The sequence below is a fragment of the Megamonas sp. Calf98-2 genome (assembly GCF_900110235.1).
In the GTDB taxonomy this organism is placed as follows: Bacteria; Bacillota; Negativicutes; order Selenomonadales; family Selenomonadaceae; genus Megamonas; species Megamonas funiformis.
In genome coordinates, this window is the sequence record NZ_FOCY01000011.1 from 1 (window position 1) to 16,857 (window position 16,857).

Sequence of the window (16,857 nt, forward strand, 5' to 3'; positions counted from 1 at the left end):
GGTTCCATTCTTGCAAAGTTATATTATATTTAGGAGATATATACTCAAATATTTCTTTAGCTCGTGAAGAAATGTTGTCATCAAAAACTTTTCTTCTATATTTTATGACTAATACTAAATGATAATTTAGCAAAAATACTGAATGAGCATTGTTGTCTAAATTCATTATAATCACCACATTTTTTTATATTCGACCAATAAGATTATCTCATAAAACATATATCCATTCAATCTCCTAAGGAGCAATTCATCTCACTACCTTAGAGGTAGGAGACTTCTTGCTCAGTATGGTTAAAATAATTTATAAGTATTTTGTGGTATTAAGTTTTTAAACTTATAATGATTGTGAGGGATTATATTATGTTTAAAGGAAGCAAACTATCTGCAATGGATTTGATGGCTAAAAATTTAATGATTATGATAAAATCTATGCAAAATAAAATGAAAGAAATCTTTAAACATAATTTTTATAAGCGTTCTTTAAATAAAAAAGTGCCTCCGGAAAGAAAAATCTCTATGCTTAAATTTGGTTGATAATTTTCCATTTTTAAACATAGAGATTTTTTTATTTTTGTTGATTTTTAAAGAATTGATAATAATAAGGTTTCATTTCTTTGCGATTTTTGATAGGTGGCCATAAATCACCAATAGCTGTTGTACGCATAGCAGCACTTAAATGTTCATATAAAAGAGGATTTTCTTTAGATAATTCTTCAATTAAATTTTTAGCTTTTTGACGCATTGTATTGCCATTGAATGGACATGGTGGAGCACAAGGTTCTTGACCATGAAGTGAGAGGGCATTTCTTATTTCTTCTTCACGGAAATAAAGCAGTGGTCTGATTACAGTTACATCAGAACGACTTAAATAAGTAGATGGCATGAAAGTCTTTAATTGACCAGAATAAAATAAATTCATGAAGAAAGTTTCTACTGCGTCATCATGATTGTGGGCATAAGCTATTTTATTGTAGCCATGTTCTTTGGCATAGCCATTGATTGCACCACGGCGGAAGAAAGCACAGGAATAACAAGCATTTTTATTATCTTGATTAGCGATAGTTTCAGCGATATTTACTTCATGAATATGGTAAGGCATGTTTAATTTATCACAGAATTTTTGCATAGCTTCGCAAGAAAAATCTTTAGTAAACATAGGATTTATGGTGATTGCTCCTAGTGTGAAATTTTTCTTTAAAGTATTTTTTAATTCTGTTAAAGCGTATGCCATAAATAGGCTATCTTTGCCACCAGATAGACCGATTAGGATTTTATCATTATCTTCAATTAATTGGAATTCAACAACTGCACGGATTATGCGACTTAAATATTCTTTAGGTAAGGGTTGCATAAAAAAATCCTTTCTTATAATAAATATTTGATAAATAGTTAGTTTGTTTTATTTAAATAAATAATAGATAAAAGGTAGGATAAATGAATTATACAAAAGATAATATCTTTTATCAATCATAGCTTTTAAATTTTATGTAATATTGTTATAATAGAAAACAAAGCTATTAATTTGTAATGGAGGTTTTTCAACCTATGAGTGAACAAAAAGTAATTTATGCTATTGGTCATAGAAATCCAGATACAGACTCTATCTGTTCTGCAATAGCATATGCAAATTTAAAACGCAATATGGGCTGTGAAAATGTTGTACCAGCTCGTGCAGGTAGCGTAAACAAAGAAACTAAATATGCTTTAGAATATTTCGGTGTAGAAGCTCCTCAGCTTGTAAGTGATATTTATCCAAGAGTTAAAGATATTGCTGTTAAAGTACAAAAATCTGTAAAAGCAACAGATAATCTTCGTACTTTAGGTATGGCTATGAAAGAATGCAATCTTCGTTCTATACCTGTAGTTGATGATGAAAATAAATTAATTGGTATGGCTAGCGTTAGTGATTTAGCAAAAGCTTATTTCCAAGAAATCACATTAGATAGCGTATCTGCTTCTGGTGCTTGCATCAATGATATTGCTAATGTTATTGAAGCTGATGTTTTAGTTGCTAGCAATAACGAAGGTAAAATCAATGGCGAAATCAAAGTAGCTGCTGCTTGCATGGAAAAAGTTGCAGAAAGCATCAAAGCTGGCGATGTAGTAATCATCGGCAATAGACCAGAATCTGCATTTATTAAATGCATTGATTTAAAAGTTGCTTGTGTGATCATCACAGGAAATACAACTATTTCTGATGAAGTAGTTACTAAAGCAAAAGCTGAAAATGTAATGATTTTATCTACAGCATTTGACACTTATAGCACAGCTCGTCTTATCAGCCAATGTGCCCCAATTTCTAGCATTATGACTACAGATGTAATTTCTTTCAAATCATCTGATATGTTAAGTGATATCAAAGGTGTATTAGAAGCAAATGAATACCGCAATTATCCAGTAGTAGAAAATGGTAAATTAGTTGGTATCGTAAATAAAGATAAATTCATGATGCCTGAAAAACAACAGATTATTTTAACAGACCACAATGAATTAGCTCAAGCTGTTGAAGGTATTGAATCTGGTAAAATCATCGAAGTTGTTGACCATCATCGCTTCGGTGGATTACAAACAAGCGATCCTATCTTTATCAACGTTCGTCCAGTTGGTTGTACTTGTACAATCGTAACTAATATGTATCAACAATATGGTGTGGAAATTCCAAAAGAAATTGCAGGTCTTTTAATGTCCGCTATTATTTCTGATACAGTATTATTCAAATCCCCAACTTGCACACAAACAGATAAAGATGCTGTAGAATATTTAGCAAAAATCGCTGGTGTAGATTATAAAGAATATGGTATGGCAATGCTCAAAGCTGGTGCAGATATCGGCGATATGACTCCTGCTCAAATTGTTAAAAATGATTCCAAAGAATTCCAGATTGGCAACTATCCAATGCTCATCAGCCAGTTATCCGTTATGGATACAGACCAAGTAATGGCTATGCAAGATGAAATCTTAGCTGAAATGGCTCGTGTATGCACTGCAGAAGGTTATGCAATGTCTATCGTTATCGTTACTGATATCATCAACGAAGGTAGCTATTTACTCTTTAGTGGTGAACCTAAAAATTTAATCGGTGAAGCATTTAAACAAGATGCAAGCAAATCTGTTATGTATTTACCAGGTGTAATGTCTCGTAAAAAACAGATTATCCCACCACTTTCTGAAGCTGCAAAAAATCTTTAATAGTTTAATAGATAGTTAATAAATAAAAAAGGCAATATGATTAAAAATCATATTGCCTTTTTTTATTTATTTTCCATAATGCGATGTAATAAAGATTTATTAGCTAAATAGAGATTTTCAATTTTCTCAGCAGTGTATTTGTGTACAAAATTTGTTTGTTTAAATTTGGAAAATAACATATCAAATTTTTGGATTAATAAAGAATTTTTTAAGAAATAAATAGGCAAATGATATTTGTTTAATAAGTATTTATTTTTCTTAAAGTAAGCGATTTTTTGGTTACTATAATAAGAAAGTTTATAGTAGTTAATATCATTTACATTTTCTTGTTGAGACATCAGATAAATATCAATTAAAGGATTTTTATACATACTTTGAATAAGATAAGATAATTGTTCTTCTCTTTCTTGAGGTGTAGTTTGGTATTTTAAATCGCCAAAGATTACTTTACCTTTTTGAATATAATCCATTAAATTGAGCTCTGGAAGAATAAATGATATAGGATTTTTTTCAAATTGTTCTTCCCACATGATTTGTAGGTTTTTTAAGGAGGCGATAGTTTCATCAGTTAAATTTTGTTGTTTACATAAATCTATCATTTTTAAATAGGATTTTTTAGGTAGAAAAAATTCAAAGCCATTAGTAATAAATATGGTGAAGTTTTTATTTAAATAAAAGAAGGGATGAAAGGAATTAAGAATAATTTCTTTTTTTGGCTGTAAAATAATTGGAGAATTAAAGAAAGTGTCAGAAATACGTTTTTGAATTTCATTGATGATTTTTTCATTGTTTATAAAGGTACATATATCTATTGATTTATCTAGATGTAGGGAATATTGAATAGCAAAAGCATTTTTTACAAGGAATATATTGCTATTATTAAAAAATTTATCTTCATAAATATAGAAATTGACATAAAAATATTTATTTAAGAATTTATAGAGGCTATATATTAATTTTTCGTTACTATTTGCTAGTGTAGATAGATTACAGCCTATGTGAATATCTATTTGACGGTCAGTGAGATTACAACAATCAAGGAAACTAAAAAATTTTTTTTGTTGTAACAAAGTTAAGATATCCATAGTAATGAAGATTTCTAATTTAGGAGTTATTTTATTTATTATAGGAGCTAATTTATGGCAAAAAAATTCATAAATATTAGTTCTACCAACGATGGTAGTAGAATTTAAAATAATATCATTATTGCTTTGGGAATGAGAAAAATTTTCGTGTGAACAATAATATGCGTTATTTAATAAATTATTTATTTGTGTATGTAAAAAACGTTGGATATCTTTTGTGGGTAATGGTTCATGAATATTAAATTCTTTTAAAAATAAGTAAGCATAATCTTTATGAATGATTTCTTCGGCGAAAATAGAACTCAATGTATCATTTATTCTTTCAATATGCTTTTTAGTTGGTTGACTTGTATTATTTGCCCATTTACTGATATAAGAAATATCATAACCTATATGATAAGCGATGACATTTAATTTTATATTAGTAAATTGGATAAGTTTTTTTAACATATCTCCAAATTTATTTTGCATATAAATCCCAGTCTTTCGTAATTTTAATTAATTATAATAATATCAATAATAAAGTTAAATTATTAATAAAAGTATATTATTTATTGAACAATAAAAATGAAAAAAAGTCAATAAATAATCTAAGAAGCTAGATATATATAGCTTTATGAGGTTGAATTATTGAAAAAATCAAAAGTCAAAATTTCTATTGTATTAAAAATAAAGATAATTGAATAGTATTTACAATATTTATAAAAGTTTGTTATTAATTCAAGACAATTTGTAAAAAAATGGGAAAGATTGACGTAAAAAAATTTTTTTATATAATAAAAAACAATAAATAAAAAAAATACAAAATATGATTAATCATAAAAAAAATAAATAAAACTTAAATAATAAATTATCTAAAAAATCAAATAAGTTTTATAGGGAGTTTTTATTATGGAAAAAATTTGTCATGATTGGAAACATTTGTTGGATAAGGATTTTACAAATGGTAAGTATTGGAATGATTTTGCAGAAAATGCTCAAAATGCTTCTGTGGAAATAAAAATAGTCAAGAGTTGTAAAGATGCTATTGCTGATATTTTGAAAATAGCTAAAGCAACAGATGCAAAAATGATAGCAGGAGTAGGTGCTGATGAGTGTGAGGAATTGGCAGACGTTTATGTAGAAGTAAACAAGTCTTTTAAAGTATATACAGATAAATTTGACATAGTAAAAAATAAAAATGAATTAGATATTGGTATAACTTTAGGTGAATTTGGTGTAGGAGAAACAGGTAGTATATGTGTCGATAACTATGCTTATGAAGCGAGAATAGCAAGTATGTTGCCATTAATAAATATAATATTTATGCCTAAAAATTGTATTGTAAATAATATGCAAGATGCTTTTGATGTTTTGGCTAAAGTTTTTTGGAAAGGATATAGTGGTTTTGTGACAGGACCAAGCAGAACATCGGATATTGAACGTGTTTTGACTTTAGGAGTGCATGGGCCAAGTCGTGTGATTTTATTTGCAATTGAAGACGATAAAAGATGAAAAAGATAAAAAGAAATGAGCGTGAAGTAAGATGAAAGAACGTAATATAAAAGCTGAAATAAAAGAAAAATTACATGATCCTATTTTAAGTGATAATTTGGCACGATTTGCAAAACAATATCCTCAAGCTAGATTGAAAGCATATGCAAATGTTGATGACATTGATGAATTAAGAAATGAACTTCGTGATATGAAAAAACAAACAGTTGCTCATATTGAAGAAGTCGCTGATAAATTTCAGGCTTCACTAGAAGAAAGAGGTGCGAAGGTTTTTCGTGCTAAAGATGGCGATGAATTAAAGGCACAATTATTGCAGATTTGTAAAGAAAATAATATACATAGAATTGTAAAATCAAAATCTATGGCAACAGAAGAAATACATTTAAATCATTTTTTAGAACAACAAGGTTTAAGAGTAAAAGAAACTGATTTAGGTGAATGGATGTTATCTGTTGCAGGTCAAAAACCATCACATATGGTAATGCCAGCAATACATCTCAATAGAAAACAATGTGCGAAATTTTTCTCAGATGAATTAAAAGAGGATATATCTAGTGATATTCCATATATGATACAGATTGCAAGAAAAGTATTGCGTGAAGAATTTTTAAAAGCAGATATGGGAATAACAGGTGCTAACTTTGGTATAGCTGAAAATGGGGCAATTGGATTAGTTACTAATGAAGGAAATGCAAGAATTGTTACAACTATTCCACCTGTACATGTAATTATCATTGGTTATGAAAAATTAATTCCTAAAATCAGTGATGCAGCTAAGATAATGAGATTATTGCCACGAAATGGTACAGGTCAAAGAATGGTAAGTTATTTGACGTTAATAGATGGGCCAACTCCTATAATTCATGAAAAAGAGGGGAAATTAGTAGAAGAAAATAAAAAAGTATATGTTATTTTATTGGATAATGGTCGTTTAAAAGCGGCTCATGATGATAAATTAAAAGAAGTCTATCAATGTGTACGTTGTTCTTCTTGTTTAAATGTATGTCCTATCTGGTCTACTGTTGGTGGTCATGTATATGGATATATATACTCAGGTGGTATCGGAGCTATTTTAACTGGATTGTTAAATGGCATGGATAATTTCTCACAATTTAGTGATTTATGTATTGGTTGTCGTCGTTGTACTACTATATGTCCGGGTAAAATAGATATTCCTGGTTTAATTGAAGAATTAAGACGTAGAAATTTTGCTCAAAAAGGTCAATCTTTACCTGAAAAAATTATATTTAAAAAAGTTATGGCTAATAGAAAATTATTCCATACTTTGTTAAGAGCTGCTTCTTTAGGACAAAAACCTGTACAATCGGGAAATTTTATTCGTAATTTACCATTATTTTTTGCTAAGATGACGCAAGGTCGTAGTTTGCCAGCTATTGCTTCTACACCTCTTCGCGATTGTACAGATGAATTAATGAAGCAAAATCCTAAAAATCCAAAAATGAGAGTAGCATTTTTTAGCGGTTGTAATATAGACTTTGTGTTTCCGAATACAGGAAAATCCGTATTTAAAGTATTGCAAAATTTGGGTGTAGAAGTAATTTATCCGCAAAAACAAAATTGTTGTGGAAAACCTATAATTGGCTCAGGAGATTTAGAAACAGCAAGAAAAATAGCTAAAGAAAATATACAGGCTTTAGAAGAAACAAATGCTGATTATATCGTAGCGGCATGTCCTACATGTACAGAAACATTAGAAAAGACTTATGTGGAATTATTTAAAGATGATAGTCAATGGCTAGCTCGTAGCAAAGTTTTAAGTAAAAAGATTAGAGAATTTAGTCAATTTGTATTTTCTATGTATAAAGAAATGAACAAATTAGATGATACTGTGAATAATGAAGGAAAAATAAAGATAACATATCATGATTCTTGTCATATGAAACGTGGATTAAATATTTATAAAGAACCAAGAGTATTGTTAAAGAATACTAAAAAATATAATTTTGTAGAAATGCAAGGTTGTGATCAATGTTGTGGTATGGCAGGGGCTTTTGGTATGAAATATAAAGATATTTCATTGCGTTTATTATCAAGAAAATTGGAAAATATAAAAGATAGTCAAGCTGATATTGTGGCAGTAGCTTGTCCTGCTTGTATGATGCAAATAGGTGGCGGTTTGGATAAACAGATGCCTAATGTAAAAGTAAAACATATAGCTGATATTTTAGCTGAAGAACTTTGATAATTGAATATTTCGAGGAGGCTAGTATATGAAGATTTTAGTTTGTATAAAACAAGTTCCTGAAAGTAATAAAGTGCAAGTCGATGAAGTTACAGGTGTATTAAAACGCAATAGTAGTGAAAGTAAGATGAATCCATATGATTTATATGCTTTAGAGACAGCATTGCGATTAAAAGAAAAATATGGTGGAAGTGTAGATGTAATAACCATGGGTCCGCCGCAAGCAAAATCTATTTTATATGAAGCGTTTGCCATGTCTGCTGATGAGGGAGCGATAATAACGGATAGAAAATTTGGCGGAGCTGATGTTTTAGCAACAAGTTATACTTTATCTCAAGGAATAAAATCTTTTGGTGATTTTGATTTGATCATTTGTGGACTGCAAACAACAGATGGGGATACAGCACAGGTTGGGCCAGAGGTTTCGGAAATGTTGAAAATACCATGTGTATGTAATGTAAATAAAATCATCGATGTGAAAGATAAGTCAATAATTGTAGATATGGATATGTCAGATGATATTGAACGAATAGAGATAAATTATCCATGCTTGATTACAGTGCAAAAAGATATTGTTGAACCTAGATTGCCATCGTATTTGAGAAAAAAAGCAACGGAGCATAAACAAGTAAAAGTATTTACTTTAAATGATATGGTTGATAAAGATGAACATCATTATGGATTGAACGCATCACCAACAAAAGTACAAAAGATATTCCCACCATCTAGTGATAAGGTACAAGAAAAAATATCGGGAAATATTGAAGAAATAACAGATACAATCTATCAAAAATTAAAAGCTAAAAAATTTGTATTTTAATAGAGGTATGGATTATGGCAAAATTAGTTGTTCATCAAGATAAGATAAATGATATAAATGAATTGATATCTATATGCCCATTTGGAGCAATGGAAGAAAATAACGGAAAATTAAATATTACAGCAGGTTGTAGATTATGTAGATTATGTGTGCGAAAAGGTCCCAAAGGTGCTGTGGAATATGTAGAAGATGAGAAAAAACCTCTTATTGATAAATCAATTTGGAACGGAATAGCTGTTTATGTTGAACATGTAGGAGAAAATATTCATCCAGTTACTTATGAATTGATAGGAAAGGCAAGAGAACTTGCAGATAAAATCAATCAACCAGTTTATGCTGTTTTTGTAGGTAATAATTTATCAAATATAGCGGAAAAATTATTGCATTACAATGTAGATAAAGTTTTTGTTTATGATGATGAAGAATTAGCGTGTTTTAATATTGAAAAATACACTAATGTATTTGAAGATTTTATAAAAAATAATAAGCCAACAAGCATTTTAGTAGGAGCAACACCTGTAGGTAGGCAATTAGCACCAAAAGTTGCAGCTCGTTTTAAGACTGGATTGACAGCTGATTGTACGATATTGGATATGAAATCTACAACTGACCTCGTGCAGATCAGACCAGCATTTGGTGGAAATATCATGGCAGAAATACTCACACCAAATAATCGTCCGCAAATGGCAACTGTTAGATATAAAGTAATGGAAACGCCTGCATATAGTGAAGATATAAATGGTGAAATTGTAAATTGTAAGACGAACAATATCGATTTTGGAAGTAATATCAAGATTTTAGATGTAATAAAAAAACCTAAAGAGGAAAACATAGAAAGTGCGGATGTTCTAATTGTCGCTGGTAGAGGCATTAAGAAAAAAGAAGATTTGAGCATGCTAGAAGATTTAGCAGATTTATTAAATGGACAACTAGCTGTTACACGTCCATTAGTAGAAAATGGTTGGGCAGAGGCAAAAAGACAGATAGGACTTAGTGGGAAAACTGTTCGACCTAAATTGATTATGACATGTGGTGTGTCTGGTGCAATTCAATTTGTGGCAGGTATGAATAATGCCGAAACTATTTTTGCAATTAATAATGATGAAAAAGCACCTATTTTTAAATATGCTAATTATGCTATAGTTGGCGATATTTATGAAGTTATACCAAAACTTATAGAAAAAATAAAAGTAGGTGAAAAATTATCATGAGTTATTATAAAAAGTTGACAGCTACTGACTTGATAAAAATAAGTGGATTTGTACCAAGAAACCGTATTTTATGGAAAAATGAAATTAATGAAGAATATAGTCATGATGAATTGACAACGGAACATTATTATCCTGAAATGGTAGTAAAAATAAATAGTACGCAGGAAGTATCAAATATTTTAAAATATGCTAATGAACACAAGATAGCAGTCACTGTCAGAGGTGCAGGAACTGGACTAGTAGGAGCAGCAGTGGCATTAAAAGGTGGTATTGTTTTAGATATGACAATGATGAACCACTTTTTAGAATTAGATGAAGAAAATTTGACTTTAACAGTAGAGCCTGGCGTATTGTTGATGGATTTGGCAAGTTATGTTGAAAAAAAAGGATTTTTTTATCCTCCAGATCCTGGAGAAAAATCAGCTACAATTGGCGGGAATATAAGTACTAATGCTGGAGGAATGCGTGCTGTAAAATACGGTGTTACAAGAGATTATGTACGTGCATTAGAAGTAGTATTGGCAGATGGTAGTATTGTAGAGTTTGGCGGAAAAGTAGTAAAAAATAGTTCTGGCTATGATTTAAAAGATTTAATTATTGGTTCAGAAGGAACTTTGGGCATTGTAACAAAAATTGTATTGAAATTATTGCCTTTGCCAAAGAAAAATATCAGCTTATTAATACCATATCAGAATTTGGAAAAAGCTATAAGAACAGTTCCTTTGATCATTAAGGCAAAAGCAATTCCTACAGCTATTGAATTTATGGAACGTGAAGTAATCTGTGATGCAGAAAAATATTTAGGTAGAAAATTCCCAGATAATCAAGCAGATGCATATTTATTGTTGAAATTTGATGGCAATAGCGTAGAAGAAATAGAAAATTATTATGATAATGTAGCCAAAATTTGTTTACAACAAGGTGCTATTGATATTTTGATTGCCGATACAGATGAACGCAGTGAAGGTATATGGAAAGCACGTGGAGCATTTTTGGAAGCAATAAAAAGCTCTACGACTTGCATGGATGAAGTTGATATCGTAGTACCTAGAAGTGAAGTAAATACTTTTGTAGAATATGTACATGAATTGCGAGCAAAATTAAATATTCGCATGAAATCATTTGGTCATGCTGGTGATGGTAATTTGCATGTATATATTCTTAAAGATGATTTAGATGATGAACAATGGCATGAACTTTTGACTTTGGCAATGGATAAAATGTATGCAAAGGCCAAAGAATTAAATGGCAAAGTATCAGGAGAACATGGAATAGGTTTGGTAAAAAAAGTATATTTAGAACAATCCACACCAAAGACGGCTATAGATTTAATGAAAAAAATAAAAGCTGTTTTTGATCCAAATAATATTTTAAATCCTGGTAAAATCTGTTAATAAAGATATCTCCTATAAAACTATATTAATAAATAGAGTAGAGCGTAGTCTCTACTCATTTTTTATTTTTGACATCTAATATAATATTTTAGATAATATAATAAGTAATTTTTTATTTTGTTTTTATTTAGGAGGATTTTCTTTGAATATATATGATGGTTTAAATCCAGCACAAGCTCAAGCTGTAGCTCATACAGAAGGACCTCTTCTTATCATGGCAGGAGCAGGTTCTGGAAAAACGAAAGTATTGACTTGTAGAATAGCTAATTTATTAGATAAAGGAGTATCTCCATATAATATCTTAGCGATAACATTTACTAATAAAGCTGCAACAGAAATGCGTGAACGTGTAGATAGAATGATTGGCGAAAAAGCAAAATATGTTTGGCTCAGCACATTTCATTCATTTTGTGCTAAATTCTTGCGTTTTGAAATCGAAGCTTTAGGTATTTATAAGAAGAATTTTGTCATTTATGATACACAAGATGCTTTGACTTTGATAAAAAATTGTTTAAAAGAATTAAATCTTGATGAAAAACAATATGCACCATATGCAGTACAGTCAGCTATTTCCAATGCTAAAAATATGATGACAACTCCACAAGAGTATACACAATCAGCAAGTGATTTTTTTGCTAAAAAAATTGCAGAAATTTACACTATGTATCAAGCAAATTTAATCGAAAATAATGCTTTAGATTTTGATGATTTATTGATGCTGGCAGTTAAAGTTTTAAAAGAACATGAAGATATAAAAATGAAATATCAACAACGTTTCCAATATATTTTAGTTGATGAGTATCAAGATACAAATGGAGCACAATATCAATTGACTTCACTTTTAGCTGGAATGTATCGCAATCTTTGCGTCGTAGGTGATGCAGACCAATCTATTTATGGCTGGCGTGGTGCTGATATCAGAAATATCATGGATTTTGAAAAAGATTATCCAGAAGCTACAGTCATAAAATTGGAACAAAATTATCGTTCAACAAAAACTATTTTGAATGCTGCTAATATGGTTATTGAACATAATCTTGACCGTAAACCTAAAAAATTATGGACGAACAATCCTCAAGGTGAAAAAATAATTCACTATACGGCAAATGATGAAGAAGATGAAGCTAATTTTATTGTAAAAGAATGTGTTAAACAAAAAACTTTATTCAATGTATCTTATGGTGATATGGCAGTATTATATCGTACAAATGCTCAATCTCGTGAATTAGAAAGAGGCTTTATGCGAGCTGGCGTTCCTTATACTATGGTTGGCGGATTGAAATTCTATGATAGAAAAGAAATTAAAGATATTTTAGCTTATCTGAGAGTTATTTATAATCCAGAAGATACAATAAGTTTAATGCGTATAATCAATGTGCCTAAGCGTTCATTAGGTGCTGTAACTATGAATAAATTAGCTGAATTTGCTGATATGTACAATATGACTTTATTTGATGCTATATCTGCTCCAGAAACGGCACCAATCACACCGAAAGCAAAACAATCTTTGGCTAATTTTGCTGAATTTATCTTAGAAATGTTGAATAATTCAGTGGTATTATCAGTTCATGATTTAATTGAACAAGTAATGCATAAATCTGGATATATTGCTGAATTAGAAAAAGAAAATACAGTCGAAAATCAGACTCGTTTAGAAAACCTTAAGGATTTTTTTACAGAAGCTATAAAATTTGAAAATGATTGTAAAAAATATAATGAAGAACCAACTTTGGAAAATTTTTTGAGTAAGATATCGTTGATTTCAGATATTGATAATGCAGATATGGAAGATGAGAGAGTTACACTCATGACTATGCATTCAGCTAAAGGGCTAGAGTTTCCAGTAGTATTTTTAGCTGGCATGGAAGAAGGATTATTCCCACATGCTAGAACTTTGATGAATGAAACTGAAATTGAAGAAGAACGTCGTACTTGTTATGTAGGTATAACTAGAGCTGAGCGAAAATTATATATTACAAATGCAAAAGCTCGTATGATTTATGGCAAAACATTATCGTATGAACCTTCACGATTTATCAGTGAAATTCCTGTGGAATATTTAGAAGAACGTGAAGCAAAAAATAAATTTGGTTTTGGCATGGGCAGTATGAATAATTATGGCTCAGGATATAGTCAAAGTGGTAGAAATAATTTTGGCGGAAGTATTTTAGGTAATAATAATTCTACAGGTAGACCAAATTCACTTTTAGGTGGAGGCTTTACGCAAAAAGCTCAAACAGTTAAGCCAGCAGGTAATGTAATTCGTCCAGATTTATCCATAAAATGGAAAGTCGGTGATAAAGCTAAACATAATAAATGGGGAATTGGTACAATTGTATCTGTAAAAGGAACTGGTGAAGAAATAGAATTGAAAATAGCTTTTCCAGGTCAAGGCATAAAAGCTTTGATGCAAAAATACGCTCCTATCAGTAAAGTATAAATAAAAAGATTGCTTTAATTGTGAAATACAGTTAAAGCAATCTTTTTTATTGGGGATAATTGAAGTTTTGGGGATATATCAAATAAAGTAAATATTATCAAAATCAGTAGAAAGATACAGAGGTATCGATTTCTTCATCAGGAAGATTAGTAGCGGGAACTACTGTTTTAGGGGAATCACTAGCAAAACATAAAGAGCTAGAAAATGCTAAAAGATAAGCGAAACTAAAACCGAGAGTGAATTTTTTTTAATTTAACATAATAAAAATCTTCTTTTCTTAATTATATAGTGTGCTATTATATAAAAATCATCTTGTATTATATGATTGTGTTTAATATGATTTTAAAATACATAGCTAACTATGTAATGAATAATAGCGCAATAAAAATTTTTTGTCAATAGTTTTTATAGATATTTTAGTTTATATTGAGAGTGAAATTTTGATATAATATATATTATTATTGAGTTATTTTTTTCTTTTGAGGTGAGAGCAGTGTTAGTACCAGATACTATGCGATTAGGGCAACTAATATATGAAATAAATAAAAAAATGATAGCCAGACAAAATAATAATTTAGTCAGTTTAGGTGTAACTGTACAACAAGCATTAGTTATTGCTTATTTAGATAAATCTAAAGACAAAAAAGTTACACAAAGAATGATAGAAATTGGACTAAATAATACAAATCCAACTGTTACAAATATCATAAAAAGTATGATGAGCAAAAATTTAATATACAAAATTCAAGATAAGGTAGATAAGAGAAAGTATTATTTATATTTAACACCACTTGGCTTAAGTATTGCCTCAGAATGTGCAAAAAGAATGGAAGCAACAGATATAGCAGCTTATAAAAATTTAACAGAAGAAGAACTAAAGACGCTAAGAGTATTGTTAGAAAAAGTAGAATTTTAAGAGAAAAGACCAGTTACTTATATGGTAACTGGCCTATTTATATGTATTGTGGGTGAAATAATGGAAGATATAAAAAAGCAAATAGATGAATTAAAGAAAAAAATCTTGTATCATAATGATTTATATTACAATCAAGATAATCCAGAAATAGAAGATGCTCAATATGATGAATTGATGCGACAATTAAAAAAGTTAGAAGCTGAAAATCCAGAATTAATCACAAAAGATTCACCAACGCAAAAAGTAGGTGGAGTGGCAAAACGTGAAGCTGGCGTTCTCGTAAAACATGATGTACCAATGCTTAGCTTGCAAGATGTATTTTCTGCTGAAGAAGTGGAAACTTTTGTAGATAATATGCAAAAAGAATTAGATAATCCAGAATTTGTAGTAGAAGAAAAAATAGATGGTTTGTCTTTAGCACTTCGTTATGTAGATGGTGAATTGAAATTAGCTGTTACTCGTGGTGATGGTGTTGTACAAGGTGAAGATGTAACAGCCAATGCTATGCAGATAAAAGATATTAAGAAAAAACTAAAAGAAAAATTGCCTTATTTTGAAGTTCGTGGAGAAGTATATATGACGCGAGAAGCTTTTTCCTTAGTGAATGAAAAACAAGAATTATTGGGGAAAAGATTATTTGCTAATCCTCGAAACTGTGCAGCAGGTACACTTCGCCAATTAGACAGCAAAATCACTAAAGAACGCAATTTATCTATGTTTATTTTTAATTTGCAAAAGGTAGAAGGTATAGAATTAAAATCGCATACGCAGGCATATGAATTTATGCACAAACAAGGAATGAAGATTATACATTCATATAAAGTATGCAAAACTAAAGACGAAGTTTTACAAGCTATAGAAGAAATTGGAAATCGCCGTGGTGATTTAGATTATGATATTGATGGAGCTGTTGTAAAAATAAATGATTTTGCACAAAGAGAAAAATTAGGAGCAACATCTAAAGTTCCTAAATGGGCAATAGCTTATAAATATCCACCAGAAGAAAAAGAAACTAAATTATTAAATATAGAATTATCCGTAGGTCGTACAGGAAGAATTACGCCGACAGCAGTATTTGAACCAGTTTGGCTCTGTGGAACAAAAGTAGAAAGAGCTACATTACACAATCAAGATTTTATTGATGATTTAGATATACGCATTGGTGATACGATAAAAGTATATAAATCAGGGGAAATTATTCCGAAAGTTCGTTGTGTAATCAAAGAAAAACGACCTCAAGATAGCAAGCCTTTTATCATTGGCGATACTTGCCCTGTATGTAATGCTCATACTATTCGCGATGATAAAGCAGATATTCGCTGTAGTAATCCACATTGCCCAGCACAGATTGAACGCTGGATAATAAATTTTGTCGGTCGAGATGCTATGGATATCAAAGGTTTTGGCATGATGTATATAAAAACTTTGATTGAAAATGGATATTTAAAAGATCCAGCAGATATATATTATTTACACAATTATCGCGATGAATTAATAGCAAAAGGTTTGATTGGCAAGGAAAAAAATACTGATAAACTTTTAAATGCAATCGAAAAAAGTAAGCAAAATGCACCATGGAGATTGCTTACAGGACTGGGAATTTTGAATATAGGTAAATCAGCAAGTCGTTCCTTGATAAATCATTTTCATTCTTTTGATGATATAGCTAAAGCTACAGAAGAAGAAATAAAACAAGTGGCAGATATTGGAGAAATAAGTGCAAAACTTGTATATGAATTTTTCCATGATGAAGAAAATATTGCTTTATTAAATAAATTAAAAGAAGCAAATGTCAATATGGCAGAAGAGAAGACAGAAAAAACATCTGATAAATTCCAAGGTTTGACTTTCGTATTGACAGGAACATTAGAAACCATGGGCAAAAGTGAAGCTAGTGAAATTATTCAATCTCTAGGTGGAAAAGCTTCTGGTTCTGTATCGAAAAAAACATCTTATGTAATTGCAGGGGCAAATGCAGGCAGTAAACTTACAAAAGCTGAAAGTTTAGGTGTAAAAATTATCACTGAACAAGAATTTTTAGCAATGGTTAAAGAAAATTAATTTATAAAAGAAAAGCATTTTAAAATGGAATTATCACTCAATCC

At 30.0% G+C, this 16,857-nt stretch carries 13 protein-coding genes; 10 read left to right on the plus strand and 3 right to left on the minus strand.

From position 1 onward, the window contains the following. On the minus strand, nt 1-166 hold a 166-nt coding region (locus tag BMX03_RS04530; RefSeq protein ID WP_177159359.1), incomplete at its 3' end, for a transposase. A 194-nt stretch (nt 167-360) separates the two neighbouring features. On the opposite strand from BMX03_RS04530, the gene BMX03_RS11155 reads away from it, so the two are divergent. Then, complete coding sequence (locus BMX03_RS11155; RefSeq protein ID WP_008538408.1) at nt 361-534, plus strand: hypothetical protein; 174 nt, start codon at nt 361-363, stop codon at nt 532-534. 31 nt (nt 535-565) lie between these two features. Here the strand turns inward: BMX03_RS11155 and BMX03_RS04535 are convergent, their stop codons facing one another. After that, a complete protein-coding gene (locus BMX03_RS04535) occupies nt 566-1,351 on the minus strand; it encodes a tRNA lysidine(34) synthetase (protein WP_075554663.1) in 786 nt (261 codons plus the stop codon). Between the two features lie 194 nt (nt 1,352-1,545). On the opposite strand from BMX03_RS04535, the gene BMX03_RS04540 reads away from it, so the two are divergent. After that, nucleotides 1,546-3,189, plus strand: a complete 1,644-nt coding sequence (locus BMX03_RS04540; RefSeq protein ID WP_075554662.1) for a putative manganese-dependent inorganic diphosphatase — start codon at nt 1,546-1,548, stop codon at nt 3,187-3,189. Nucleotides 3,190-3,251: 62 nt separating this feature from the next. Here BMX03_RS04540 and BMX03_RS04545 read toward each other — a convergent pair whose 3' ends face one another. Next, nucleotides 3,252-4,745 carry a helix-turn-helix transcriptional regulator gene (locus tag BMX03_RS04545; protein WP_022227764.1) on the minus strand — a complete coding sequence of 498 codons (1,494 nt, stop codon included), beginning with the start codon at nt 4,743-4,745 and terminating at the stop codon, nt 3,252-3,254. 420 nt (nt 4,746-5,165) lie between these two features. On the opposite strand from BMX03_RS04545, the gene BMX03_RS04550 reads away from it, so the two are divergent. The 8 genes from BMX03_RS04550 (at nt 5,166) to ligA (ending at nt 16,813) form a co-directional block, all read left to right on the plus strand. Then, on the plus strand, nt 5,166-5,768 hold the full coding sequence (locus BMX03_RS04550; protein ID WP_075554659.1) for a LutC/YkgG family protein: 603 nt from the start codon (nt 5,166-5,168) through the stop codon (nt 5,766-5,768). Between the two features lie 31 nt (nt 5,769-5,799). Then, the gene (gene ldhH / locus BMX03_RS04555; protein ID WP_022227766.1) at nt 5,800-7,971 is read left to right on the plus strand and encodes an L-lactate dehydrogenase (quinone) large subunit LdhH; all 2,172 of its coding nucleotides are present in this window, start codon (nt 5,800-5,802) and stop codon (nt 7,969-7,971) included. Nucleotides 7,972-7,999: 28 nt separating this feature from the next. Then, complete coding sequence (locus BMX03_RS04560) at nt 8,000-8,791, plus strand: electron transfer flavoprotein subunit beta/FixA family protein (RefSeq protein WP_015562590.1); 792 nt, start codon at nt 8,000-8,002, stop codon at nt 8,789-8,791. Nucleotides 8,792-8,805: 14 nt separating this feature from the next. Then, entirely contained in the window at nt 8,806-10,002 is a 1,197-nt protein-coding gene (locus BMX03_RS04565) for an electron transfer flavoprotein subunit alpha (RefSeq protein ID WP_022227767.1), read from the plus strand. Beyond that, nucleotides 9,999-11,396 carry an FAD-binding oxidoreductase gene (locus tag BMX03_RS04570; RefSeq protein WP_022227768.1) on the plus strand — a complete coding sequence of 466 codons (1,398 nt, stop codon included), beginning with the start codon at nt 9,999-10,001 and terminating at the stop codon, nt 11,394-11,396. The genes BMX03_RS04565 and BMX03_RS04570 overlap by 4 nt, the downstream gene beginning before the upstream one ends. 142 nt (nt 11,397-11,538) lie before the next feature. Further along, nucleotides 11,539-13,836 (plus strand): DNA helicase PcrA, encoded by a 2,298-nt coding sequence (pcrA, locus tag BMX03_RS04575; RefSeq protein WP_091694106.1) that lies wholly within the window; start codon nt 11,539-11,541, stop codon nt 13,834-13,836. Nucleotides 13,837-14,329: 493 nt separating this feature from the next. Beyond that, entirely contained in the window at nt 14,330-14,752 is a 423-nt protein-coding gene (locus BMX03_RS04580; protein ID WP_022227770.1) for a MarR family winged helix-turn-helix transcriptional regulator, read from the plus strand. Nucleotides 14,753-14,812: 60 nt separating this feature from the next. Further along, nucleotides 14,813-16,813 carry an NAD-dependent DNA ligase LigA gene (ligA, locus tag BMX03_RS04585; RefSeq protein ID WP_091694110.1) on the plus strand — a complete coding sequence of 667 codons (2,001 nt, stop codon included), beginning with the start codon at nt 14,813-14,815 and terminating at the stop codon, nt 16,811-16,813. Nucleotides 16,814-16,857 lie beyond the last annotated feature (44 nt).

Excerpts from the sequence above, each read along its gene's own strand:
- ldhH (WP_022227766.1), top strand. The coding sequence starts at position 5,800 with ATGAAAGAACGTAATATAAAAGCTGAAATAAAAGAAAAATTACATGAT.
- BMX03_RS04535 (WP_075554663.1), bottom strand. The coding sequence starts at position 1,351 with ATGCAACCCTTACCTAAAGAATATTTAAGTCGCATAATCCGTGCAGTT.
- BMX03_RS04565 (WP_022227767.1), top strand. The coding sequence starts at position 8,806 with ATGGCAAAATTAGTTGTTCATCAAGATAAGATAAATGATATAAATGAA.
- BMX03_RS04570 (WP_022227768.1), top strand. The coding sequence starts at position 9,999 with ATGAGTTATTATAAAAAGTTGACAGCTACTGACTTGATAAAAATAAGT.
- BMX03_RS04550 (WP_075554659.1), top strand. The coding sequence starts at position 5,166 with ATGGAAAAAATTTGTCATGATTGGAAACATTTGTTGGATAAGGATTTT.
- BMX03_RS11155 (WP_008538408.1), top strand. The coding sequence starts at position 361 with ATGTTTAAAGGAAGCAAACTATCTGCAATGGATTTGATGGCTAAAAAT.
- BMX03_RS04560 (WP_015562590.1), top strand. The coding sequence starts at position 8,000 with ATGAAGATTTTAGTTTGTATAAAACAAGTTCCTGAAAGTAATAAAGTG.
- BMX03_RS04545 (WP_022227764.1), bottom strand. The coding sequence starts at position 4,745 with ATGCAAAATAAATTTGGAGATATGTTAAAAAAACTTATCCAATTTACT.
- BMX03_RS04540 (WP_075554662.1), top strand. The coding sequence starts at position 1,546 with ATGAGTGAACAAAAAGTAATTTATGCTATTGGTCATAGAAATCCAGAT.
- ligA (WP_091694110.1), top strand. The coding sequence starts at position 14,813 with ATGGAAGATATAAAAAAGCAAATAGATGAATTAAAGAAAAAAATCTTG.